Origin of the sequence: Streptococcus sp. oral taxon 061 (genome assembly GCF_013394695.1) — a bacterium.
GTDB lineage: Bacteria > Bacillota > Bacilli > Lactobacillales > Streptococcaceae > Streptococcus.
In genome coordinates this window covers 32,373-55,393 of record NZ_CP058258.1, presented here as the reverse complement: position 1 = coordinate 55,393, position 23,021 = coordinate 32,373, and the positions used below count along the sequence as shown (strand labels likewise).

Annotated in this window: 18 protein-coding genes; 1 reads left to right on the top strand and 17 read right to left on the bottom strand. The window is 43.1% G+C overall.

The genetic code is table 11. From position 1 onward, the window contains the following. The first annotated feature begins 261 nt into the window (after positions 1-261). On the top strand, positions 262-4,194 hold the full coding sequence (strH, locus tag HW271_RS00255; protein WP_178894411.1) for an LPXTG-anchored beta-N-acetylhexosaminidase StrH: 3,933 nt from the start codon (positions 262-264) through the stop codon (positions 4,192-4,194). A 45-nt stretch (positions 4,195-4,239) separates the two neighbouring features. Here the strand turns inward: strH and purB are convergent, their stop codons facing one another. From purB to HW271_RS00170, 17 genes are all read right to left on the bottom strand, one after another. Further along, positions 4,240-5,538 (bottom strand): adenylosuccinate lyase, encoded by a 1,299-nt coding sequence (purB, locus tag HW271_RS00250; RefSeq protein WP_178894410.1) that lies wholly within the window; start codon positions 5,536-5,538, stop codon positions 4,240-4,242. A 54-nt stretch (positions 5,539-5,592) separates the two neighbouring features. Beyond that, positions 5,593-5,820, bottom strand: a complete 228-nt coding sequence (locus HW271_RS00245) for a hypothetical protein (protein ID WP_013904397.1) — start codon at positions 5,818-5,820, stop codon at positions 5,593-5,595. 8 nt (positions 5,821-5,828) lie between these two features. After that, positions 5,829-6,779, bottom strand: a complete 951-nt coding sequence (locus HW271_RS00240; RefSeq protein WP_178894409.1) for a ketopantoate reductase family protein — start codon at positions 6,777-6,779, stop codon at positions 5,829-5,831. After that, on the bottom strand, positions 6,780-7,871 hold the full coding sequence (purK, locus tag HW271_RS00235; protein ID WP_178894408.1) for a 5-(carboxyamino)imidazole ribonucleotide synthase: 1,092 nt from the start codon (positions 7,869-7,871) through the stop codon (positions 6,780-6,782). Continuing rightward, on the bottom strand, positions 7,858-8,346 hold the full coding sequence (gene purE / locus HW271_RS00230; RefSeq protein WP_178894407.1) for a 5-(carboxyamino)imidazole ribonucleotide mutase: 489 nt from the start codon (positions 8,344-8,346) through the stop codon (positions 7,858-7,860). Before purE ends, purK begins: the two co-directional genes overlap by 14 nt. 201 nt (positions 8,347-8,547) lie before the next feature. Next, positions 8,548-9,813: a phosphoribosylamine--glycine ligase gene (gene purD, locus HW271_RS00225; RefSeq protein WP_178894406.1), complete on the bottom strand. Its 1,266-nt coding sequence runs from the start codon at positions 9,811-9,813 to the stop codon at positions 8,548-8,550. A 121-nt stretch (positions 9,814-9,934) separates the two neighbouring features. Next, entirely contained in the window at positions 9,935-11,482 is a 1,548-nt protein-coding gene (gene purH, locus HW271_RS00220; RefSeq protein WP_178894405.1) for a bifunctional phosphoribosylaminoimidazolecarboxamide formyltransferase/IMP cyclohydrolase, read from the bottom strand. Between the two features lie 43 nt (positions 11,483-11,525). Then, on the bottom strand, positions 11,526-11,894 hold the full coding sequence (locus HW271_RS00215; RefSeq protein WP_002224354.1) for a hypothetical protein: 369 nt from the start codon (positions 11,892-11,894) through the stop codon (positions 11,526-11,528). Positions 11,895-11,896: 2 nt separating this feature from the next. Beyond that, positions 11,897-12,454: a phosphoribosylglycinamide formyltransferase gene (purN, locus tag HW271_RS00210; RefSeq protein WP_178894404.1), complete on the bottom strand. Its 558-nt coding sequence runs from the start codon at positions 12,452-12,454 to the stop codon at positions 11,897-11,899. Further along, positions 12,454-13,476 (bottom strand): phosphoribosylformylglycinamidine cyclo-ligase, encoded by a 1,023-nt coding sequence (purM, locus tag HW271_RS00205; RefSeq protein ID WP_045762506.1) that lies wholly within the window; start codon positions 13,474-13,476, stop codon positions 12,454-12,456. Before purM ends, purN begins: the two co-directional genes overlap by 1 nt. A gap of 36 nt (positions 13,477-13,512) precedes the next feature. Then, positions 13,513-14,955 (bottom strand): amidophosphoribosyltransferase, encoded by a 1,443-nt coding sequence (purF, locus tag HW271_RS00200; RefSeq protein ID WP_045613307.1) that lies wholly within the window; start codon positions 14,953-14,955, stop codon positions 13,513-13,515. A 12-nt stretch (positions 14,956-14,967) separates the two neighbouring features. Then, positions 14,968-18,693, bottom strand: a complete 3,726-nt coding sequence (locus HW271_RS00195) for a phosphoribosylformylglycinamidine synthase (RefSeq protein ID WP_178894403.1) — start codon at positions 18,691-18,693, stop codon at positions 14,968-14,970. A 200-nt stretch (positions 18,694-18,893) separates the two neighbouring features. Continuing rightward, the gene (gene purC / locus HW271_RS00190) at positions 18,894-19,601 is read right to left on the bottom strand and encodes a phosphoribosylaminoimidazolesuccinocarboxamide synthase (protein WP_178894402.1); all 708 of its coding nucleotides are present in this window, start codon (positions 19,599-19,601) and stop codon (positions 18,894-18,896) included. A gap of 199 nt (positions 19,602-19,800) precedes the next feature. Then, a complete protein-coding gene (locus HW271_RS00185; protein ID WP_178894401.1) occupies positions 19,801-20,037 on the bottom strand; it encodes an acyl carrier protein in 237 nt (78 codons plus the stop codon). 10 nt (positions 20,038-20,047) lie between these two features. Further along, positions 20,048-21,040, bottom strand: coding sequence for a phosphate acyltransferase PlsX (gene plsX / locus HW271_RS00180; RefSeq protein WP_178894400.1), 993 nt, complete (start codon positions 21,038-21,040; stop codon positions 20,048-20,050). Continuing rightward, positions 21,037-21,807, bottom strand: a complete 771-nt coding sequence (gene recO, locus HW271_RS00175; protein WP_006150509.1) for a DNA repair protein RecO — start codon at positions 21,805-21,807, stop codon at positions 21,037-21,039. Before recO ends, plsX begins: the two co-directional genes overlap by 4 nt. After that, positions 21,804-22,973 carry a pyridoxal phosphate-dependent aminotransferase gene (locus HW271_RS00170; protein ID WP_178894399.1) on the bottom strand — a complete coding sequence of 390 codons (1,170 nt, stop codon included), beginning with the start codon at positions 22,971-22,973 and terminating at the stop codon, positions 21,804-21,806. Before HW271_RS00170 ends, recO begins: the two co-directional genes overlap by 4 nt. Positions 22,974-23,021: the final 48 nt, after the last annotated feature.

The following is a 23,021-nucleotide window of genomic DNA, read 5'->3' as shown; positions in this document are numbered from 1 at the left end:
AAACCTGAGGCTGTTGCCTCAGGTTTTTTATATACCCATTATAGCATTAGCTCCCTTTCTTGAGAACAGTATTTCAGGTAATTCTATAATTAGTAACCTTTTTACTAAAAAATAGTCAAAACTAGAAAAATATATCTTAATTTATAAATTATTCTATTTTTTATAGTAATTTCCTCAAAAACTTGACTTTATTTTAGTTAGAACATACAATAGGATTAGTATGTGAAAACGCTATCAAAAATTCAAAAGGGAGGTTTTTTAATGAAACCAGAAAATAAACAGCGCTTCTCTATTCGTAAATATGCAATCGGGGCAGCTTCTGTATTGATTGGCTTTGCCTTTCAGGCTCAAGCTGTTGCTGCTGACGGAGTTGTGCCTGCTACAACAGAGAATCAGTCTGCTGTCCAAACTACTGGAGAAGTCACTCCACCAACGAGTGAAGAAAAGCTCGAGACTACTCCAACAACAGAAAACGTAGCTCAAGCGTCTCCAGCCGCTCCAGTAACAACTACTGAAGCTCCAAAAGCTGAAGTTGCTTCTGCACCTGCCGTCGAAGAGCCTCTTGCAACAGAAGTAGCTCCAGCTAAGGCAGAAATCACTGAAGAAGCTAAAAAGACAGAATCTGAAAAAGAAAAAGAAGAAAACAAAGAAGTTGCTAAGGTCGAAGCACCCGCAGTCGCTACAGAGAAAGCAGCTCAAGTCAATGAAAAACTGGCTAAAAAGAAAATCGTTTCAATCGATGCAGGGCGTAAATACTTCTCTCCTGAACAACTGAAAGAAATCGTCGATAAAGCCAAACACTATGGTTACACTGATCTTCATCTCCTAGTAGGAAACGATGGCTTGCGCTTCATGCTTGATGATATGTCTCTAACTGTAGGGGACAAAACATACGCAAGCGACGATGTTAAACGTGCTATTGAAAATGGAACAAATGCCTACTACAATGATCCAAACGGTAATCATTTAACCGAAAGTGAAATGACTAACTTGATTAGTTATGCTAAGGATAAAGGAATTGGACTTATCCCAACAGTCAATAGCCCAGGTCACATGGATGCTATCCTTAATGCCATGAAAGAACTTGGTATTGAAAAACCTAACTTCAACTACTTTGGTAAAGAATCTGCACGTACTGTTGACCTTGATAATGAAAAAGCAGTTGCCTTTACAAAAGCTTTGATTGATAAATACGCTGCTTACTTTGCTGGAAAGTCTGAAATCTTCAATATCGGGTTGGATGAGTATGCTAACGATGCTACTGATGCCAAAGGTTGGAGTGTGCTTCAAGCCTATAAATGGTATCCAGAAGATGGCTTCCCAGATAAGGGTTATGATAAATTTATCGCCTATGCTAATGACCTAGCTCATATCGTCAAATCTCATGGTCTGAAACCAATGGCCTTTAACGACGGTATATACTATAATAGTGATACTACTTTCGGTACCTTTGATAAAGACATTATCGTGTCTATGTGGACTGGTGGTTGGGGCGGTTACGATGTTGCCTCATCTAAACTTCTATCTGAAAAAGGACACCAAATCCTCAATACTAATGATGCTTGGTACTATGTTCTCGGACGTAATGCTGACGGGCAAGGTTGGTATAACCTGGACCAAGGTTTGAATGGTATTAAGAGCACACCGATTACTTCTGTTCCAAAAACTGAAGGTGCGGATATTCCTATTATCGGTGGTATGGTAGCTGCTTGGGCCGATACTCCATCTGCACGCTACTCTCCATCTCGCCTATTCAAGCTTATGCGTCAATTCGCAAACTCTAACGCTGAGTACTTCGCTGCCGACTACGAGTCTGCTGAACAAGCTCTTAAAGAAGTTCCAACAGACCTTAGTCGCTATACAGCCGAAAGCGTAACAGCTGTTAAAGAAGCTGAAAAAGCCATTCGTTCTCTTGATAGCAACCTTAGCCGTGCTGAACAAGATAGCATTGACCAAGCAATTGCAAAACTCCAAGAAGCCGTTAGCAACTTGACCTTCACTCCTGAAGCTCAAAAAGAAGAAGAAGCTAAACGTGAAGTTGAAAAAGTTGCTAAAGATAAAGTCATTTCTATCGATGCTGGCCGTAAATACTTTACTTTAGATCAACTCAAACGTATCGTAGATAAGGCTAGCGAACTTGGTTACTCTGACATTCATCTCCTCCTTGGAAATGACGGACTTCGCTTCCTTTTGGATGACATGACGATCACCGCAAACGGCAAGACCTATGCAAGCGACGATGTAAAAAATGCCATCATTGAAGGAACAAAAGCTTACTACGATGATCCAAATGGAACTACTCTGAGCCAAGCTGAAATTACTGAACTTATCCAGTATGCTAAAGATAAGGGTCTCGGGCTCATCCCTGCTATCAACAGCCCAGGTCACATGGATGCTATGCTTGTCGCTATGGAAAAATTAGGCATCGCAAACCCTCAAGCTAATTTTGATAAAGTTTCAAAAACAACCATGGACCTTGAAAACGAAGAAGCAATGAACTTTACAAAAGCCCTTATTGGCAAGTACATGGACTTCTTTGCAGGTAAGACTAAGATCTTTAACTATGGTACAGATGAGTATGCCAATGATGCTACCAATGCTCAAGGTTGGTACTACCTCAAGTGGTATGGCCTCTATGGTAAATTTGCTGAGTACTCAAATAGTCTAGCTGCTATGGCTAAAGAAAAAGGCTTACAGCCAATGGCCTTTAACGATGGCTTCTACTACGATGATAATGACGATGTTGAGTTTGATAAAGATGTCATCATCTCTTACTGGTCTAAAGGCTGGTGGGGTTACAACCTTGCATCTCCTCAATATCTAGCAAGTAAGGGTTACAAAATCCTTAACACTAACGGAGACTGGTACTATGTTCTAGGCAATCATAAAAATGACGAAGCCTACCCTCTATCAAAAGCAATTGAAAATACTGAAAAAGTACCATTCAAGCAACTAGCTTCAACCAAGTATCCGGAAGTCAATCTTCCAACAACTGGTAGTATGCTAGCCATCTGGGCAGACAAACCTCAAGCTGAGTACAAGGAAGAAGAAATCTTTGAACTCATGACTGCCTTTGCAGACCACAACAAAGACTACTTCCGTGCTGACTACAAGGCTCTACGTGAGGAACTTGCTAAAATCCCTGAAAACTTAGAAGGATATAGCACAGAAAGCCTCGATGCTCTCAAGGCTGCTAAAGATGCTCTGAACTACAATCTCAACCGTAATAAACAAGCTGAGTTGGATACGCTTGTAGCCAACCTTAAAGCTGCAAGACTTGGCCTCAAACCAGCTGCAACTCACTCAGGAAGTCTTGACGAAAATGAAGTTGCTGCCAACGTTGAAAATCGACCAGAGCTTATCACAAGAACGGAAGAAATTCCATTTGAGACTGTCAAGAAGGAAAATCCTAACCTTCCAGCAGGACAAGAAAAAGTTGTCACTGAAGGTGCCAAAGGCGAACGTACAATCTACGTCTCAGTTACTACTGAAAATGGTAAAGAAACCGAAACAGTTCTTGAAGAAAAAGTCACAAAAGAAGCTGTCAACCAAGTTGTTGAAGTTGGAACTCCTGTCACTCATGTCGGAGACGAAGAAGGAGTTGCTCCTGTGGCAGATGCAAAACCACGTGTTGTCATCGAGGACGAAGAAATTCCGTTTACAACTATCACTCGTGAAACTGATTCCTTACCTAAGGGAGAAACTCGTGTAGTAACCGAAGGCGTTAAGGGACGTCGTAGTCATTTCTATTCTGTATCTACTGCTGCTGACGGAAGCGAAGTTAAAACATTGGTTACAAGTGTTGTCGCTCAAGAACCAGTTGCTCAAATCATCGAAATCGGAACTCCTGTAACGCATGTGGGAGATGAAAAAGGACTAGCTCCTGTAGCGGAAGAAAAACCAGCACTAGAGATTCCAAATATACCGGCTCCAATTGCAGAAGAAAAACCAAAATTAGAGATTCCAAATGTGCCAGCTCCTGTTGCAGAAGAAAAACCGAAATTAGAAATTCCAAATGTACCAGCTCCAGAAACTGTTCCTGCTAAGGAAAACAAAGCACTTCCTCAAGGACCAGCTCCTGTAGCAAAAGAAAATAAACTTCCTGAGACAGGAAGCCAAGGTTCAGAATGGTTGATTGCTACAGGTCTTATGGCTGCTCTCACAGCATATGGACTTAGCAAGAAAAAAGATTAAGCACAAATAAAAAGCGAGATATAATCTCGCTTTTTTGTTTTATAATTAGTCACCCAAACCGATGCGTTCGAAGATGTCATCCACCCGTTTGGTGTAATATGTTGGGTTGAAGATCTCGTCGATTTCTTCTTGAGTGAGACGTGAAGTTACTTCTGGATCTGCTTCAAGAAGTGGTTTGAAGTCTACTTGGTTATCCCATGATTGGGCAGTCTTTGGTTGTACAAGGTCGTAAGCTTGCTCACGAGTCATACCTTTTTCAATCAAAGCAAGCATGGCACGTTGGCTGAAGATAAGACCAAATGTAGAGTTCATGTTGCGGATCATGTTTTCTGGGAAGACTGTCAAGTTCTTAACGATGTTTCCGAAACGGTTGAGCATGTAGTCAATCAAGATTGTTGTGTCTGGTGCGATAATACGCTCAGCTGATGAGTGAGAGATATCACGTTCGTGCCAAAGGGCTACGTTTTCATAAGCTGTCACCATGTGACCACGGATGACACGCGCAAGACCTGTCATGTTTTCAGAACCAATAGGGTTACGTTTGTGAGGCATTGCTGAAGACCCTTTTTGACCCTTCGCAAAGAACTCTTCCACTTCACGTTGTTCAGATTTTTGAAGTCCACGAATCTCTGTTGCCATACGCTCGATGGAAGTTGCGATGCTAGCAAGAACTGCAAAGTACTCAGCGTGAAGGTCACGAGGAAGGACCTGTGTAGAGATTTCTTGAGCACGGATACCCAATTTGTCGCAGACGTATTTTTCAACGAATGGTGGGATGTTGGCAAAGTTACCAACCGCACCAGAAATCTTACCAGCTTCCAAACCAACAGCCGCATGCTCGAAACGCTCGATATTCCTTTTCATTTCGCTGTACCAAGTCGCCAATTTTAGACCAAAAGTTGTAGGTTCAGCGTGCACACCGTGGGTACGACCCATCATGATGGTGAACTTGTGTTCTTTCGCCTTGTCAGCGATGATGTTGGTGAAATTTTCAAGGTCACGACGGATGATGTCGTTGGCTTGTTTGTAGAGGTAACCATAGGCCGTATCTACCACGTCAGTAGAAGTCAAACCATAGTGAACCCACTTACGCTCTTCACCAAGCGTCTCAGAAACCGCACGTGTAAAGGCAACCACATCGTGGCGCGTCTCCTGCTCAATTTCCAAAATACGGTCGATGTCAAAGTCCGCTTTTTCGCGAATTAAAGCCACATCTTCCTTAGGGATTTCTCCCAACTCAGCCCATGCTTCGTCCGCCAAGATTTCCACCTCAAGCCAAGCACGGTATTTATTTTCTTCAGTCCAAATGTTCGCCATTTCTGGGCGAGAGTAACGTTCGATCATGTTTAATTTTCCTTTCTTTTGATGTTTCACATCAGTTAGCAACTGGCAATCACTTTATTCAAATTCTTCTTTCCCAATCCACACTGACGGATAATGATCCAGTGTATTCAAATCCGTATCCATCGGGACATCATAGATAGCTAAATAGTTTTCAGGATATTGAGCAGTCAGCTCTTCATACTTAGCTTTCACTTTTTCGTGATCGCTACTAGCATACAAGACTTCGACGACTGCTCCCGTCTTTTCTTTTTCAACAAATGCGTTGACAATGAGTTGAATCATAAGACCTCCTAAATCGAAATTCCCTTCATATTTGCTTCCAGAATAGGCATTTTCACACCTAACTCCTGACCAGTCTGATAAACACTTTGACAGCAGTAAAAAATGTCCTGTTTATCATTGTGCAAGGTCATGATTTTTCGGGTCAGCTCATTTTTAGCAAACATGACTTTCATGGCTTTGCCGGCTATCCAAGCGGGAATTTTGTAAGGTAAGAGTTCAGCTTTGTAAAGCTTCAAATTCACGCCACGCGCTTCTACGACTTTCAAAGCCTCTCGAATGGCCTTGATGGCCAATGATAATTCCGAAGAACTATTCATCAAGTTCAAAGCCAGCTGTTCTGGATTTTCCAGATTTCCCGAACGCGCAGCTGTCGAAGTAACACCTGCGTTAATCGCCATGTGAATCCAAATCCACTCGACCATATCATGAGGCACTTCCCACTTCAAATCTGCAGAAACTAGTAAAGCCGTCAGATCAGCATAGTTAGAAATGTGTGCTTTTTGCTCACCTTCTAGCATTAAATGATCAAACAAGACTCCATCCAAATGGTTCTCCTGCATGTGACCACCCGCTGTCGGAAAGGCCAAAATATAGTCGTAATCCCCTGCCCACTCTTGGACCTCTTTTCGAGTATCCCAGAAATTACAGAAGAAAACAAGGGTGCCTTTGATATTGTTTTTTCGCAAGGTCTCCACAGCTTCTTTGACAAGTCCATGACGCACACTGAGAAAAATAAAATCATATTCCGAATCAGCTTCTGCCACATGAACCTCATAGGTATCATGCTTGTTCTCACCTTTGGAATGATAACGACCATCTAGCAGATCAACTGACAACTCCTTAGGTGCATTGTTTTTCTTACTATCTCTCAGTACGTGTTCCACTTGATGACCTGCTTTTTGAAAGGCATAGGCATAAGTGGTCCCGATGACTCCAAGTCCTAGAATCGCTATTTTCACTTAAAAATCAATCCCTTTCCCAAATTCCTCAACCTTATCCGGCATATCACTAAACAAAGTCACATGTCCCATTTTTCGGTTGTGCTTTGCTTCTAGTTTACCATATAAGTGGAGGTGAGCGCTTGGATTTTCTGTGACATATTTTTCAGCGGCCTCGACGTGCTGGCCGAGGACATTGAGCATGACTGCTGGGGCATGCAGGTGGATAGCTGGCAATGGTGCTCCTAGAACACCGAGAATATGGGTATCAAACTGTGAGAAGTCACAGGCTTCAATCGAGTAGTGTCCTGAGTTATGTGGACGTGGGGCAATTTCGTTGACAATGATATCATCAGCCGTCGCAAACATTTCTACACAAAGCGTTCCAGACAGCTTGAGTTGTTCAGCGATTCGTACTGCTATGGCTTTGGCTTTTTCTGCTAAACTGGCTGAAATACGTGCTGGAACAATGGTTTTAGACAGGATATTGTTGCGGTGGATATTTTCCTGAACTGGGAAAACCGTCACATCCTTGCCATTTCCTGACACGATGACAGAAATCTCAAGGTCAAAGTTGACAAATTCTTCCAAGACACAGTCTGCTGAATCAGCTAGTGCATAGGCTTCTTCCAAGTCTGCTTCCGAACGAACGACCTTCTGACCATGGCCATCGTAACCACCGGTCGCCGTCTTGAGGACATAGTTTTTCGATAGGTCGATATCTGCCAAGTCTTGACTTGAGGTCACAACCTTGTAAGGTGCAACGGTGACTTTGGCCTTGTTTGAGAGAAAGTCCTTTTCAAAAATGCGATTTTGAGAAATGCGGAGCAAGTCCGTTCCTTGAGGGAGTTGCCCATCATTGATAACAGCATCAAGACCATCGGCGTCCACATTTTCAAATTCATAAGTGAGAACATCACAGCGGTCCGCCAACTGACGAAGAGCGTCTACATCATTGTAAGGGGCCACGATGATTTCTGCCACACGAGAGGCCGGGCAATCCGTCGCAGGATCCAGCGCGATAACCTTGTGCCCCATGTAGATAGCAGAAATGGCCATCATCTGACCCAGCTGACCACCACCGATAATTCCGATTGTTTTAGATGAGCTCATTTGTAGACTCCTCTGCAATTTTTCCTTGTTCTTCAGCAAAATTAGCAAGTGCAGTCGCGATGGTTTCGTCTTCTACTGAGAGGAGGCGGAGGGCAAAGAGGGCAGCGTTAGTCGCTCCAGCCTCACCGATAGCCATTGTCGCAACAGGTACGCCTCCCGGCATCTGAACGATAGAGTAGAGAGAATCCACCCCGCTAAGGGCACGAGATTTGACTGGCACACCAATGACCGGAAGGGTAGTTTTAGCAGCTACCATACCTGGCAAGTGAGCCGCGCCCCCCGCACCTGCGATGATGACCTTAATGCCACGGCTGCGTGCTTCTTCGGCATGTTTGAACATGAGGTCTGGTGTCCGGTGAGCAGAGACAACTTTCTTTTCGTAAGCGACACCGAAGTTGTCGAGGACTTCAGCGGCTTTTTGCATGGTTGCCCAGTCGGACTTTGAGCCCATGATGATGGAAATTACTGGTTTCATAGTTAATAATATCCTTTTCTTTTTTGATAATGGTCTTAGGTGGTGGGGACGGAAGCAAACCTTCGGTTTCATTCCTAAACTTTGAGCCTAAGGTCTCAAAGTTTCCCCCGACCAGAACAGATGCTGTTCTGGTCTTTTCACCACGGCAACCATTATCTTAGTTTGGCTCGCTTTCGCTCGCCATGACAAAGTTAGTATCTGTTAATCTTTTATGGCCTTGCTACCGATATCTTTTCGGTAAAAGAGGCCTTCTGTGTTTTGTTTGTTGAGTTCATTGTAGATGATGTTTTGGCCATCTTTGACGGTGTCTGCTGTTGTGACAAGCATGTAGACGCGTCCGCCGTTTGAGAGGAGGTCTTGGCAATTTTCAGCGAATTTGGCACCAGCATAGTAAGTGATGATGTCGCCTTCTGTCTTGGCTGGAAGCTTGACACCCTTCTCATAAGCGAGTGGGTAGCCGTTTGATGCGACAACCACACCCAGTGTCACACCCTTGTCCGTCCAAGTGATGGTCGGCTCTTTGCCATCCAAAATATCAGTAATATTTTGTGCAAAATCAGATGTCAAACGAGGCAAGATGATTTGCGTTTCAGGATCTCCGAAACGAGCGTTAAACTCGATAACTTTAGGGCCATCAGCTGTCAGGATAAGCCCCGCGTAAAGGACACCAAGATAAGGGCGACCTTCTTTAATCATACCTTCGAGGACTGGCTTGACAATGGTGTCAACCGCTGTGTCAACCACGCTCTGTGGCAAATGAGGAACTGGCGCATAGGCACCCATCCCACCAGTGTTAGGGCCCTTGTCGCCATCGTAGGCACGTTTGTGGTCCTGTGCCGTTGGCATAATGTAGAACTTATCCCCATTGACAAAGGCAAAGAGAGAGAACTCTTCTCCTTCAAGGAATTCCTCAATAACCACGCGCGCGCCTGAATCACCGAATTTATTGTCCAAAAGCATCTCATGAGCGGCTTCAACTGCTTGCTCGACTGTCTCCGCAACGACGACACCTTTCCCAAGAGCCAGCCCATCTGCCTTGACGACGATTGGAGCGCCTTTTTCTTCGATGTAAGCCTTAGCTTCCTCGAAATCTGAAAAGGTGCCATAGGTTGCTGTCGGAACGTCGTATTTGACCATGATTTCCTTAGCAAAATCCTTGGACCATTCCAGCTCCGCTGCCAATCTTGTCGGACCAAAGGCTTTGAGACCTTCCGCATTGAAATCATCCACAATACCAGCCGCAAGGGCGTCATCTGGACCAATGAAGGACCAAGCAATATCGTTGGCTTTTGCAAACTCAATTAATTTAGAATGTTCGGAAATAGAGATATCCACCAATTCCAGACCATCCAGAGTCATCCCGTCATTCCCAGGAGCTACAAAGACTTTTTCAACGTCTTTTGACTCAAGCAACTTCTTAGCAATGGCATGTTCACGACCACCTGAGCCGACAACTAACAGCTTCATCTTACAACCTCTTTTGCGAATTATTTACCAATATTATACCATAAACGTTCGTTTTAATCTTGTTTCGTTTCGCTTTTTAAGCAAAAAAAGGAAAGAAACTGTTTTCTTCCCTTTTATTTTCTTAATGTCTAAAATGTCTCACGCCTGTGAAGACCATGGTCAAGCCGTATTTATCAGCCGCTTCGATGGATTCTTGGTCACGGACAGAGCCCCCTGGCTGGATGATGGCCTTGATACCTGCTTTGGCGATTTCTTCCACGTTATCCGCAAATGGGAAGAAGGCATCCGAAGCAAGAACAGCACCGTCAAGACGGTCTTTAGCTTGGTCAATAGCGATGCGGACAGATGCCACACGATTGGTTTGACCTGGGCCAACACCAAGTGTCATGTGGTCGTTGGTCACGATGATCCCATTTGATTTGACGTACTTGATAGCTTTCCAAGCAAACTCAAGAGCTGTCGCTTCTGTTTCAGTTGGTTGGCGTTTGGTCACTACTTGCCAGTCAGCTGGACTTTCTTTAACAACGTCTTGGTTTTGAACGAGGAGACCACCAACAACACCAGTGTATTCTGCTTCCACTTCGCTAGCATCTTGAGCATCAAACGGCAACTCAAGGATGCGCAAGTTTTTCTTCTTGGTTGTCAAAATTTCAAGCGCCTCGTCTGTGTAGCTTGGTGCAATGATGATTTCGAGGAAAACGCCGTGCATCTTTTTAGCTGTCGCAGCATCTACTTCACGGTTGAGAACGACAATACCACCAAAGATAGACACTGGATCAGACTCATAAGCGTAGTCCCAAGCAGTTTCGATATCATCAGCTTGACCGATCCCACATGGATTCATGTGTTTGAGAGCCACCACGGTTGGACGATCTTTGAAGTCACGGATGATACGGATAGCGGCATCAGCATCACGGATATTGTTAAAGGACAATTCTTTACCGTTAAGTTGTTTCGCTGATGCAATCGAATAATCCGTTGGTAAAGCTTTTTGGTAGAAGTCAGCGTCTTGTTGAGGGTTTTCACCGTAACGCATTGGTTGCTTAAGGTCGTAAGTCAAAGTAAGTTTTTCAGGTTTTGTTTCACCCACTTGAGCTGTGAAGTATTCTGCAATCAAGGCATCGTATGAAGCTGTGTGACGGTATACTTTCGCTGCCAAACGTTGGCGAGTTTCGTAGCTTGTTTCGCCGTTCGCTGATAATTCGTCAAGAACAACAGCATAGTCAGCAGGGTCTACCACAACTGTTACGCTAGCGTGGTTTTTAGCTGCTGAACGAAGCATAGACGGACCACCAATATCGATATTTTCAACCGCATCAGCGTAAGTCACGTCTGGTTTAAGAATCGTTTCCTTGAATGGGTAAAGGTTTACCACAACAAGGTCGATAAGTTCGATATTATTATCCTTAGCTGCTTCCAAGTGGCTATCCAAGTCACGACGAGCGAGAAGCCCTCCGTGGATATTTGGGTGGAGGGTCTTCACACGACCGTCCATCATTTCCGGGAAACCAGTCACATCATCGATAGCAATGGTCTCCACCCCAGCATTGTCAAGGGCAACTTTAGTACCACCAGTTGAGATGATGTCCCAACCGAGTTTTTTTAGTTCTTGGGCAAATTCAACAATACCCGCTTTGTCTGAGACTGAAATAAGTGCTCGTTTTGTCATTTTTTCTCCTTTTGAATAAATAGGATTTTGAGGTGATTAAAGACTAATCTAACTCATATAAAAGGTAGTTATCAAAATTTATGATTCCTTTGAGGTAATCTCGGTCTGCCTTAGACAACTCAAATTCTGGAAAAGTCGCAATTAAACTGGACAAATAAAAATAATTCGGGTGCCGACGATAAGAAAAACCTGCTTGACCGAATTTCCCTTGACAAAAATCATAGGCAAGTTTTAATTCTTGACTTGTGACACCGTCTAAAATTTTATCTAACTCTGAAAGCTGACTTTTATCAGTATTTTCTATCATGGCTTTCACTGTATTTACTAAAACAAAAAGAAAATCATTTGTATTATCCAGTAGGATTGGTCTGTTAGATAACTTATTCTTTAACTCCATATAGTATTGGTCCATAATCATTTCTTCCTCTCCACTCCCAAATGTTCCAACACTTCTGGATACAACTTGTACTCCGCTTCATGGATGCGAGTCTCGAAAGTATCAAGGGTATCCCCTTCAAGGCGGGGCACTCGGACTTGTTTGATGACCTTCCCAGTATCAACACCAGAATCCACCCAATGGATAGTCACACCGCTCTCAGCAACGCCTGCATTCCAAGCATCCTCAATGCCATGAGCACCTGGAAATTCAGGGAGATAAGCCGGGTGAATATTGATGATACGACCTTCATAAGCTGCTAACAAGGCTGGCCCGACGATTTTCATGTAGCCTGCGAGACAAACGAGGTCAATCTGGTGTTCATCCAAGAGTTCGACGATGGCTCCTTCATAGTCTGCCTTGTTTTCAAACTCCTTGAGTTCAAAAGCGTAGGATAATACCCCAAGATTCTCTGCACGCTCAAGTACATAGGCATCCCGATGATCTGAAAAGACAAATTCTACTGGAAATTGTTCTGCAATCACCTGAAAGTTTGAGCCGTTACCAGAGGCAAAAACAGCAAGCCTTTTAGTCATTATTTAATCACCACACTTGCATCTGTCTTCTTGACAATCCGACCAATTTCATAAACAGGTTCGTCAAGAAGTTCTTTGACACGTTCCACATTTTCTGGTTTGACCGCAAGCATGAGACCAATTCCCATGTTGAAGATTTCAAACATTTCTTCGTGTTTGATTTGGCCATATTTTTCAAGAGCTTTGAAAATTGGAAGAACTGGCACTTTGCTTTCGTCAATTTCAGCAGCCAAGTCATCCGCGAACATACGTGGTACATTTTCGATGAAACCACCACCTGTGATGTGGGCAATTCCGTTGACCAATTCTTCTTTGATGAGTGGCAAAGCTGCTTTGACGTAGATACGAGTTGGTTCCAAAAGAACGTCTTTAAGTTTCTTCCCTTCCAATTCTGGGAGAACTTCCTCACCTGTGTAATCTGCAAAGACACGACGAACAAGTGAGTAACCATTTGAGTGGATACCGCTTGAAGCAAGTCCAAGAATCACATCCCCTTCAGCTACTTTTGAACCGTCAATGATTTGAGATTTTTCTGCAACACCGACAGCAAACCCAGCCAAATCATAGTCATCTTCACCATACATACCAGGCATTTCAGCTGTTTCGCCACCGATAAGGGCTGCACCAGCCTGCACACAACCTTCTGCAACACCAGCAACGACTTGCTCTAATTTAGCTGGTTCATTTTTACCAGTTGCGATATAGTCAAGGAAGTAAAGGGGCTCCGCACCTGCAGCGATGATATCGTTAACACACATGGCCACACAGTCTTGACCGATGGTATCGTGTTTGTCGTACTTGATAGCAAGCATGAGTTTAGTACCGACACCATCTGTACCTGAAATCAAAACAGGCTCTTTGACACCTGTTTTTGAAAGGTCGAACATACCACCGAAGCCACCGAGAGCTCCCATAACACCTGCACGCTCCGTACGTGCCACGTGTTTTTTGATACGTTCAACAACTTCATAACCCGCTTCAACGTCCACACCAGACTGCGCATAAGCATTTTTATTTGTCATTTGTTTATTCCTTTTCCTTTCCTTCAATGGGGAATTTTATTTGTAAAAACTCGTTTTTTCTTCCAAACTTCTACGATATTCTTCTTCATAGTCATAGAGAGGAGTTGGATATTTCCCATCAAAGTAAGCCACACAGAGACCGCCATTTGGCGCATCTGTTTCAATCCCAATAGAGTCAATCAAGCCATCAATCGAAAGATAAGTCAGGCTATCCGCACCAATGATTTGGCAAGTTTCCTCAACGGTATGATTGGCCGCAATCAACTCCTGACGTGTCTGGATATCAATCCCGTAGAAACATGGATAGGCAAGAGCAGGACTACCGATGGCAACGTGTACTTCTGACGCTCCTGCTTCTTTCAAAAGTTGGACAATACGACGAGATGTTGTTCCTCGCACAATCGAGTCATCAATCATGACCACACGTTTGCCTTTCACGACACCAGAAACGGCAGACAATTTCATTCGAACCCCTTGCTCACGCAATTCTTGAGTTGGTTGGATAAATGTCCGTTGCGTATATTGGTTCTTGATAAGACCCATTTCATTTGGCAACCCTGATTCTTCCGCAAAGCCCATCGCTGCGCTGAGTGAGGAATTTGGAACACCAACTACGATATCGGCTTCATGCTTGAACTCACGTGCCAATTGAGCTCCCATTCTCTTACGAGCCGTATGGACATTGACACCATGGATATTCGAGTCAGGACGGGCAAAGTAGATATACTCCATGGAACAGATTGCCAACTGAGTATCGTTTGTATAGCTGTCATACTGGATGCCATTATCATCAATAATGACAATCTCGCCTGGTTTCACGTCACGAATCCACTCAGCACCAATGACTTCAAAGGCACAGGTTTCAGAGGAAACGACAACTGCTCCATTCGCCATTTTCCCGATTGACAGAGGACGGAAACCATTTGGATCAAGCGCTGCAATTAACTTATCTTCAAACATCAAGAGATAAGCGAAACCACCTTTGACAAGACTGAGTGCTTCCTTGATTTTGCCCATCAGGTTTGGATTGTGGCTACGACGAATCAAGTGAGCCAAGATTTCTGAATCAGAGGTTGAACTGAAGATTGCCCCTCTTTGTTCCAATTCTTGCTTGAGAGATTCTGCATTGGTCAGATTCCCATTGTGAGCCAAACCAAACTGCATATCGTGAAAACGGAAGAGGAAAGGTTGGATATTGTCTACAGAAGCTTCTCCCGCAGTCGCATAACGCACGTGTCCAATAGCTCCAGTTCCTGTCAATTTATCCAAATTAGCAGGATTTTTGAAGACTTCTGATAAAAGCCCCATATCTCGATGACGCTTCAATTGTCCATGATCATTGGAGAGGATCCCTGCCCCCTCCTGACCACGGTGCTGAAGACTATGGAGGCCAAAATAGGTTAATTTGGCAGCATCTGGGTGGCCCCAGATACCAAAAACACCACATTCTTCATTAAGAGATTTTACTTCGTATGTCATTTTGTATACCTTTTATTTTCCAGTAAAGTATTTAACCGCTGACGCAAAGAGGTGTTGGTCTTTATTTCCTGGAATATTTTGGAAGAGACCGTCTTCGAAACGTTCTGAGTGACCCATCTTACCAATAATTTGACCGTTCTTACTTGTGATACCTTCGATCGCATTTACAGATCCGTTAGGATTGTATTTAGAATCCATGCTTGGTTTACCATCAAAGTCAACGTATTGGGTAAAGATTTGACCATTGTCACGAAGTTCCGCAAATTCCTCAGCAGTCACGACAAACTTACCTTCACCGTGTGATACTGGGATGGCATGGATGTCACCAACTTTTACTCCAGCAAGCCATGGTGAGTTCGTGTTGGCAATACGTGTTTCCACCATCTTGGCCACGTGTTGGTTGGCATCATTGTAGAAGAGGGTTGGACTCGTGCTACTTGCATCTTCAAAGTTACCATATGGAAGAAGACCTGATTTAACAAGGGCTTGGAATCCGTTACAGATACCGATGATCAAACCACCGCGTTCGATGAAGCTATCAATGGCTGCATGTACTTTTTCATTGAGCAAGATGTTCACGATGAATTTAGCTGATCCATCTGGTTCATCCGCTGCTGAGAAACCACCTGCAAAGAAGATAATGTTAGCTTTTTCGATATTGTCAACCATGGTGTCAACAGACTTGACAATTGCTTCTTCATTAAGTGTTACAAATGGTACCAAGTTGACTTTTGCACCTTCTTTTTCAAAGGCTTTAGCTGAATCGTACTCAGAGTTAGTACCTGGGAATACTGGGATGTAAACCACTGGTGTCTCAACTGTTTCTTTAACTTTGATCACAGTATCAGATGCCACAGCAGGTACTTCTTCGATTTCAGTAGCTTGTACAAATTCAGTTGGGTAAACCTCTTCCAATTTACCTTGGAAGGCACTGTCAAGTTTGTGCCCATCAAGCGTTACACCGTTGACAGTAAGTGTAAAGTCAGCTGCGGTTTGTCCAATCTTGGCAACACCTGCAATCTCTTCAGGAGATGTGAAGACGAATCCACCCAATTGACCTGTCAAGGCAGTCTCAAGATTTTCAAGGCTTACAGTGGCACCAATATGGTTACCAAATGTTGCAAGGGCAAGAGTTTCAACCACACCACCATATTTGACAGCTGATGCAGATGTGACTTTACGCTCTGCTTGGATAGCTTCAAATTGAGCGAAGTTGGATTTAATAAGATCAAAGTCAATTTCTTGTGCCAAAGCTTGACCAGGAATGTAGTAAATATTTTCACCAGCAGCTTTAAATTCTGGAGAAAGAACCTTACGACTATCTGCAGTTGTCACACCAAAAGCAACCAAGGTTGGTGGTACTGTCAATTCTTCAAAGGTACCAGACATAGAGTCTTTACCACCGATAGATGGTAAACCAAGTTGAATCTGGGCTTCAATGGATCCAAGGAGAGCAGCTACTGGTTGACCAAAACGCTCTGCTTGTTTATCCATACGCTCGAAGTATTCTTGATAAGAGAAACGAGCCTTAGACCAATTTGCACCAGTAGCAACCAAACGAGCTGTTGCTTCGATTACTGCATAGGCAGCGCCATGATATGGAGACCATTCTGCTACATAAGGGTTGAATCCTTGCGCCATAACAGAAGCAGTTGTTGTCACGCCATGTTGGACTGGCAATTTCTGTACAGAAGCTTCCGTTGGTGTGATTTGGTAGCGACCACCGAGTGGGTGATTGACTGTTGAACGACCAACTGAACTATCAAAGATGGTTTGTAACCCTTTTTGACTGGCATGGTTCAGGTCAGCCAAGACTTCAAGAGTATCCGCTTCAAGTGTTTCAGCAGATGTTTGACGTTCTTCTGGAAGCTTGACATCCTTGTCAACCACCTTAGCATCTACAACCACACGTACACCGTTTGTATCAAGGAAACGACGTTCCAAATCAACGATGGTTTCACCATTCCAGTGCATGACAAGATTTGGTTTTTCAGTCACTGTCGCAACGACAACAGCATCAATATTTTCTTTATTACATGCTGCAACGAAAGCATCTACATCTTCTGGACGAACCACTACGGCCATACGCTCTTGAGATTCAGAGATAGCAATTTCTGTACCGTTCAAGCCTTGGTATTTCAATGGCACTTTGTCTAGATCAATTTCAAGACCATCTGCCAATTCACCGATAGCCACACAGACACCACCAGCACCAAAGTCATTTGATTTCTTGATCAGACGGGTCACTTCCCCATTACGGAAAAGACGTTGAATCTTACGTTCTTCGATGGCATTCCCTTTTTGAACCTCAGCACCAGCTGTTTCAACAGATTCAACCGTTTGAACTTTAGAAGAGCCTGTCGCACCACCGACACCATCACGTCCAGTCTTACCACCGAGCAAGATAATCACATCACCTGCTTCAGGTTTCTCACGGACAACATTTTCCTTAGGAGCCGCACCGACAACTGCACCTAGCTCCATACGCTTAGCAACGAAACCTGGGTGGAAGTATTCACGAACGTAAGTTGTTGCAAGACCAATTTGGTTACCGTATGAAGAATAACCGTGAGCCGCTGTTTTAGAAATCACTTGTTGTGGCAATTTACCAGCACGAGTTTCAGCAATTGGTGTTGTAATATCACCAGCACCTGAGATACGCATAGCTTGGTAAACGTATGAACGACCTGACAATGGGTCACGAATGGCACCACCGATACAAGTAGCCGCTCCACCAAATGGTTCAATCTCAGTTGGGTGGTTGTGGGTTTCATTCTTGAACATAAGAAGCCATGGTTCTTTGACACCATTGACATCCACTTCAATTTCAACAGAGCAGGCATTGATTTCATCAGACACTTCCATGTCATCCAAACGACCATTAGCACGCTCATAACGGCCAAAAATAGTCGCCATGTCCATCAAGGTTTGAGGTTTTTCTGTACGTCCCAACTCATCACGCATGGCAATATACTTGTCATAAGTTGCTTGCAATTGTTTTTTGAATTTAGAAGCTGAGAAGTCGATGTTTTTCAACTCAGTCTCGAAAGTTGTGTGACGGCAGTGGTCAGACCAGTAAGTATCCAACACCTTCAACTCAGTCTCAGTTGGCACACGGCCAATAGATTTGAAGTAATCTTGGATGAAGAGAAGGTCATCCACTTCCATTGCCAATCCTTGCTCAGCCTTATACTGTGCAAAATCTTCTGCCGTATAAGTTTCAAAGAAATCCAAGCTTGGAATGGTCTTATCAGACTCAGAAAATTCTTGTTTGGCAATACCAACAGTGATGTCTTTGAAACGAGAATCAACTGGGTTCAAGAGATAATTTTTGACAGCTTCCAACTCATTCGCATCAATATCCTTGTTAACCAAGTACAATTGTGCTGTGTTCACTGTTACATCATTTGAACTACCCAACAACAGCAAAGCTTCCTGTGAAGATGCCGCACGTTGGTCAAATTGACCCGGCAAGCTTTCGATAGCAAAGAAAGCATACTTCTCAAGATCAGCCTTAACCGTAGCTTCATCCAAAACAGTATCGGTCACCTGCTCAGAGAAGATATGTTTTTCCGCACGCGCAAACAAGTCCTCTGCCAAACCAAAAACATCATAAACCTGAACAATCCGAAGATCATTCAAAGTTTTCAACTGAAGATTATGCTGTAATTCTTTTACCAAAGAGTCAGATTTGACACGAAAATCAGCTTTTTTCTCAACGAAAATACGTTTATCCATTTTAGTTCCTTTATCTATTTCTACTTAAAGATTGTAGTGACGACCAAGCAGAACTTTACTTCAAGCCCTGCAATTTTTCCAATACAACTTCATAAACATCTGTCAAGCTACCAAGATCACGACGGAGTGAAAAGGTCTAGTAGACCTTTTCAGCCTGAGTCCTTTTACTTGAAAGACGAAGGTTTCCCGTTTCAAACAACTTATTTCAAGTCTTGCAACTTCTCTAACACAACCTTATAAACATCCGTTAGACTGCCCAAATCCCTACGGAAAACATCCTTGTCCATATGGTGCCCTTCAGCATCCCAAAGGCGGCAGTTATCTGGTGAAAATTCATCTGCCAAGATAATCTTGCCATCCTTATCAAAACCAAATTCCAATTTGAAGTCAATCAAACGAAGACCAATTTGTGCAAACCAATCTTTCAACAATTCATTGATACGACGCGTTTCTTCCTTGATATAAGCAATTTGCTCATCATTGGCAATATCCAAGAACTTGACATGCTCATCATTGATAAATGGATCATCCAACTCATCATTTTTGTAGTAAAATTCAACGATTGGAGTTTTCAAGTCCAAACCTTCTTCAACACCGAAACGTTTTGAGAAAGAACCCGCAGTCACGTTACGAAGCACAACCTCCAAAGGAATGATTGAAACCTTCTTGTTCAATTGTTCGGTATCAGAGATACGTTCGATAAAGTGAGTAGCCACACCCGCAGCATTCAATTTTTCAAAAATAAGAGACGAAATCTGATTATTGAGCACACCTTTGCCTTCGATGGTCTCTTTACGAGCACCATTCAGCATGGTAGCCTGGTCCTTATAAACGGACCTAATCACATGTTCGTCTTCTGTAGTATAGATATCTTTAGCTTTTCCCGTATAAATAAGTTTACTGGACATTTTCTTGTTCGCCTTTCGTATTACTTGGCCTCATTCTAACACAAAAACAAGCAGAAATCAAATGTTTTACGAACGTAAACGTATTCTTCGTTCTAAAACGTTTAGAAAAAAATCAAATCAGACTATTTAGATAACCAGACCATAATCATTCAAACTCCACACAATCAAAAAAGCAACATGGCCAGCATGTTGCTTTTTCTTATATTCTATTTTTAATGATGGCTAATACGTCTGCGACACTTTGGAGGTTGTCAATTTCTTCATCACTGATCTCAATTCCAAATTCATCCTCAATGGTTAGGATAAATTCCATCAAATCTACTGAATCAGCATCCAAATCATCCTTTAAACTCAAGTTTTCGGTTACGACAAAGTCTTCTCCTTGACGCTCTTGAATGATGGTTACGATACGGTCAAAAATTTGTTGAGCTGTCATATTATTCTCCTTATTCCTCTGAAAATTCACGCGCAGTTTGGGCAACTACATCTGTCTCGAGCATGGTACGAATCTGGCGTATTGTGCTATAGACAGCTTTGGCATCACTTGAACCATGAGTCTTAACTACTGGCGCCTTAACACCAAACAAGACCGCACCTCCAACATCTGAATAGTTGAGCTGTTTTTTCAAACCTCTGAGGTTATCCTTAAGAAGGAAAGCACCTAGCTTGGCTCTAAGACCGCCACCTACAATAGCATTTTTGAGCAAGCCCATGATACCCATAGCAGTCCCTTCAATAGCTTTGAGCACAGCGTTTCCCGTGAAACCATCTGTTACGACTACATCAGCAACACCATCCATCAAATCACGCGCTTCCACATTTCCGACGAAATTCAGACTCTCGTCAGCAGCTAATAGGTCATAGGCTTCCTTGCGGAGTGAATCTCCCTTGCTACTCTCTGTCCCGTTATTAAGCAAACCTACACGAGGTTTTTCAATACCACGAACATTTCTAGCATAGAAGGAACCTAAGATAGCGTATTGATGAAGGTGATGGGCGGTATTTTCTGCATTAGCACCAAGGTCAAGCATATCAAAGCCTTTTCCATCTATAGTTGGCAATGTTGACATCAATCCAGGTCGATCAATATTTTTGATACGACCAACGATGAAGAATCCCGCTGCCAACAAGGCACCTGTATTTCCTGCAGAAAGAACTGCATCTGCCTCTCCATCTTTGACAGCCTTAGCTGCCAATACCATGCTGGAATTTTTCTTCTTGCGAATGGCTTTTGTAGGCTCATCCTCTGAGTCGATTTTTTCATCAGTATGGATAATACTAACTCGCTCTGTAGCTGTTAGATATTGCTTGATTTTGCTTTCATCTCCATAAAGTTGGACTTCAATATCTGAAAAGTCAGCAAGGGCTTGATTAACTCCCTCTACAATAGCTTGTGGTGCGTAATCGCCACCCATTGCATCAACTGCGATTTTTTTCATTTGTCTTCCTCTTTCAGTAGTTGTCCCCAGTCGGCTAGGGAATCAATAAATTTCTTTGATTTCAGATGAATGCCGACATATTCCTCATAGATTTGGTCCATAAACTTGCGCAAGTCCTGCTTGATTTCGGCCTTAAGTGAGATAGTCTCCAAGGTCTCAAAATCAATGGCTTGAAATTGATTGAGCAGATAAGGAATATTGGGATTTAAATGACATCGTTTCTCATCTTCATGGTAATGATCGGGACAAAGACAACCCCCGTATTTGAAGGAGAAGTCAAAGGCTTGCCCCACACGATGACAAAAAGTGCACTCGTTAAAATTAAGGCTAATTCCGAAACGTGTCAATATTTGAATTTCAAAAATATTGGTCAAAACTTGATAATCCAGACCCTCTTCCATCAGCTCTAAAGTCTTTTGCAAAAAAGCAAATAGGGGAGCATCTTCTTGATTATCCTGCAAACTCGCATCTGCCAAGGCCGCAACGTAGGTCGCATAAGCCATAACAAAGAGGTCACTATTGATTTTCGGAAAAGTCTTCACCTCATGATAATCTTCTATATAACTAAGTCCATCGTCATTGACTTTTAGGAGAAAATGGGCCAAGACTAAAGGCTGAATAACCGGAGCTAGTTTGGATTGACCAGCATGCTTCACAAAAAACATGCGCTTGCCTGCCTGTTCTGTAAAGATTTTAACAAGCTTATCATCCTCTCGAAAGTTTCGGTTGTAAAGTACTAAACCCTGACTCGTAATCGATTGAATCATGCTTCTCTCATGTACTCCTCAAGTCGTTTCATAGCTTCTCTGATGGTTTCCATGCTAGCTGCATAAGATAGGCGAACATAGCCCTCTCCATACTGACCAAAGGCAGCACCAGGAATAAAAGCAACAGCCTTCTTCTGGGCAAAATCCTTCAGAAAAGCAAAAGAATCTTGATTATAGCCTGCCGGAATCTTAGCAAAGATATAAAAAGCACCGTCCGGCTTGATGATTTCAAACCCAAGCTTAGTCATCTTCTCAATAATGTAGTCCCGACGTTGGATATATTCCTTCTTCATGGATTCTGCATCGTTCTTACCAGCTGTCAATGCTTCCACCGCAGCATGTTGCGCCATGGTGTTTGCAGCAGTTACCAAATACTGATGACTCTTGATGAGTTGAGCTGTGAAGTTTGCTGGTGCAAAGATAAAACCTAAACGCCAACCTGTCATGGCATGGGATTTAGAAAGACCGTTAATGATAATTGCCTGATCTCTCAACATAGTCCCCAAAGATACATGATTTCCCCCTGTATAGGTCAATTCTGAGTAGACTTCATCACAGACTACGAAAATCTCATACTTACGTAAAACAGCTGCCAAGGCTTCTAATTGCTCGCGACTATAAGTAATTCCTGTAGGGTTAGCTGGATAGTTGAGAATAACTGCCTTGAGCTTGTCACCTTGCTCTAAAATCGCTTTTTCTAGCATTTCTGGAGTTAAGACAAAACCATTCTCAGTCGTATCAATCTCGACAATCTCTGCACCAACTAGATTAACTATTGGCTCATAGCCAGGATAAGCAGGAGCTGGCAAGAGAACCTTGTCTCCTTCCTCCAAAATAGCTGTCAGAGTAGCTGATAGAGCCTCTGTCGCACCAATTGTGACCAAAATTTCATTCTCTGGATTATAATCTAGCTGATATTTCTCTTTTACAAAATCACTCGCCGCCTGACGCAATGTCAACAAACCGCTCATCCCTGTATAGTAGGATTGATCTTGGTCAATGGCTCGCTTTGCAGCTTCCTTGACATGATCTGGCGTTGTAAAATCTGGTTCTCCCAAGGTCAATCGCAAGACACCAGGAATCTCTGAAATAGCCTGGTCAAATTGACGAATCAAGGAAACTTGTATCTTATCTAATTGTTTATTAAAGCGTTTGGTTAAATCCATATATATCCTCCTTGATCAAAGAACATATATCTATTATACTACAAAAGC

Bases quoted from the DNA above. Each gene is read 5' to 3' on its own strand.
- strH (WP_178894411.1), top strand. From the start codon at position 262: ATGAAACCAGAAAATAAACAGCGCTTCTCTATTCGTAAATATGCAATC.
- purB (WP_178894410.1), bottom strand. From the start codon at position 5,538: ATGATCGAACGTTACTCTCGCCCAGAAATGGCGAACATTTGGACTGAA.
- HW271_RS00245 (WP_013904397.1), bottom strand. From the start codon at position 5,820: ATGATTCAACTCATTGTCAACGCATTTGTTGAAAAAGAAAAGACGGGA.
- purK (WP_178894408.1), bottom strand. From the start codon at position 7,871: ATGAGCTCATCTAAAACAATCGGAATTATCGGTGGTGGTCAGCTGGGT.
- purE (WP_178894407.1), bottom strand. From the start codon at position 8,346: ATGAAACCAGTAATTTCCATCATCATGGGCTCAAAGTCCGACTGGGCA.
- purD (WP_178894406.1), bottom strand. From the start codon at position 9,813: ATGAAGCTGTTAGTTGTCGGCTCAGGTGGTCGTGAACATGCCATTGCT.
- purH (WP_178894405.1), bottom strand. From the start codon at position 11,482: ATGACAAAACGAGCACTTATTTCAGTCTCAGACAAAGCGGGTATTGTT.
- HW271_RS00215 (WP_002224354.1), bottom strand. From the start codon at position 11,894: ATGGACCAATACTATATGGAGTTAAAGAATAAGTTATCTAACAGACCA.
- purN (WP_178894404.1), bottom strand. From the start codon at position 12,454: ATGACTAAAAGGCTTGCTGTTTTTGCCTCTGGTAACGGCTCAAACTTT.
- purM (WP_045762506.1), bottom strand. From the start codon at position 13,476: ATGACAAATAAAAATGCTTATGCGCAGTCTGGTGTGGACGTTGAAGCG.
- purF (WP_045613307.1), bottom strand. From the start codon at position 14,955: ATGACATACGAAGTAAAATCTCTTAATGAAGAATGTGGTGTTTTTGGT.
- HW271_RS00195 (WP_178894403.1), bottom strand. From the start codon at position 18,693: ATGGATAAACGTATTTTCGTTGAGAAAAAAGCTGATTTTCGTGTCAAA.
- purC (WP_178894402.1), bottom strand. From the start codon at position 19,601: ATGTCCAGTAAACTTATTTATACGGGAAAAGCTAAAGATATCTATACT.
- HW271_RS00185 (WP_178894401.1), bottom strand. From the start codon at position 20,037: ATGACAGCTCAACAAATTTTTGACCGTATCGTAACCATCATTCAAGAG.
- plsX (WP_178894400.1), bottom strand. From the start codon at position 21,040: ATGAAAAAAATCGCAGTTGATGCAATGGGTGGCGATTACGCACCACAA.
- recO (WP_006150509.1), bottom strand. From the start codon at position 21,807: ATGATTCAATCGATTACGAGTCAGGGTTTAGTACTTTACAACCGAAAC.
- HW271_RS00170 (WP_178894399.1), bottom strand. From the start codon at position 22,973: ATGGATTTAACCAAACGCTTTAATAAACAATTAGATAAGATACAAGTT.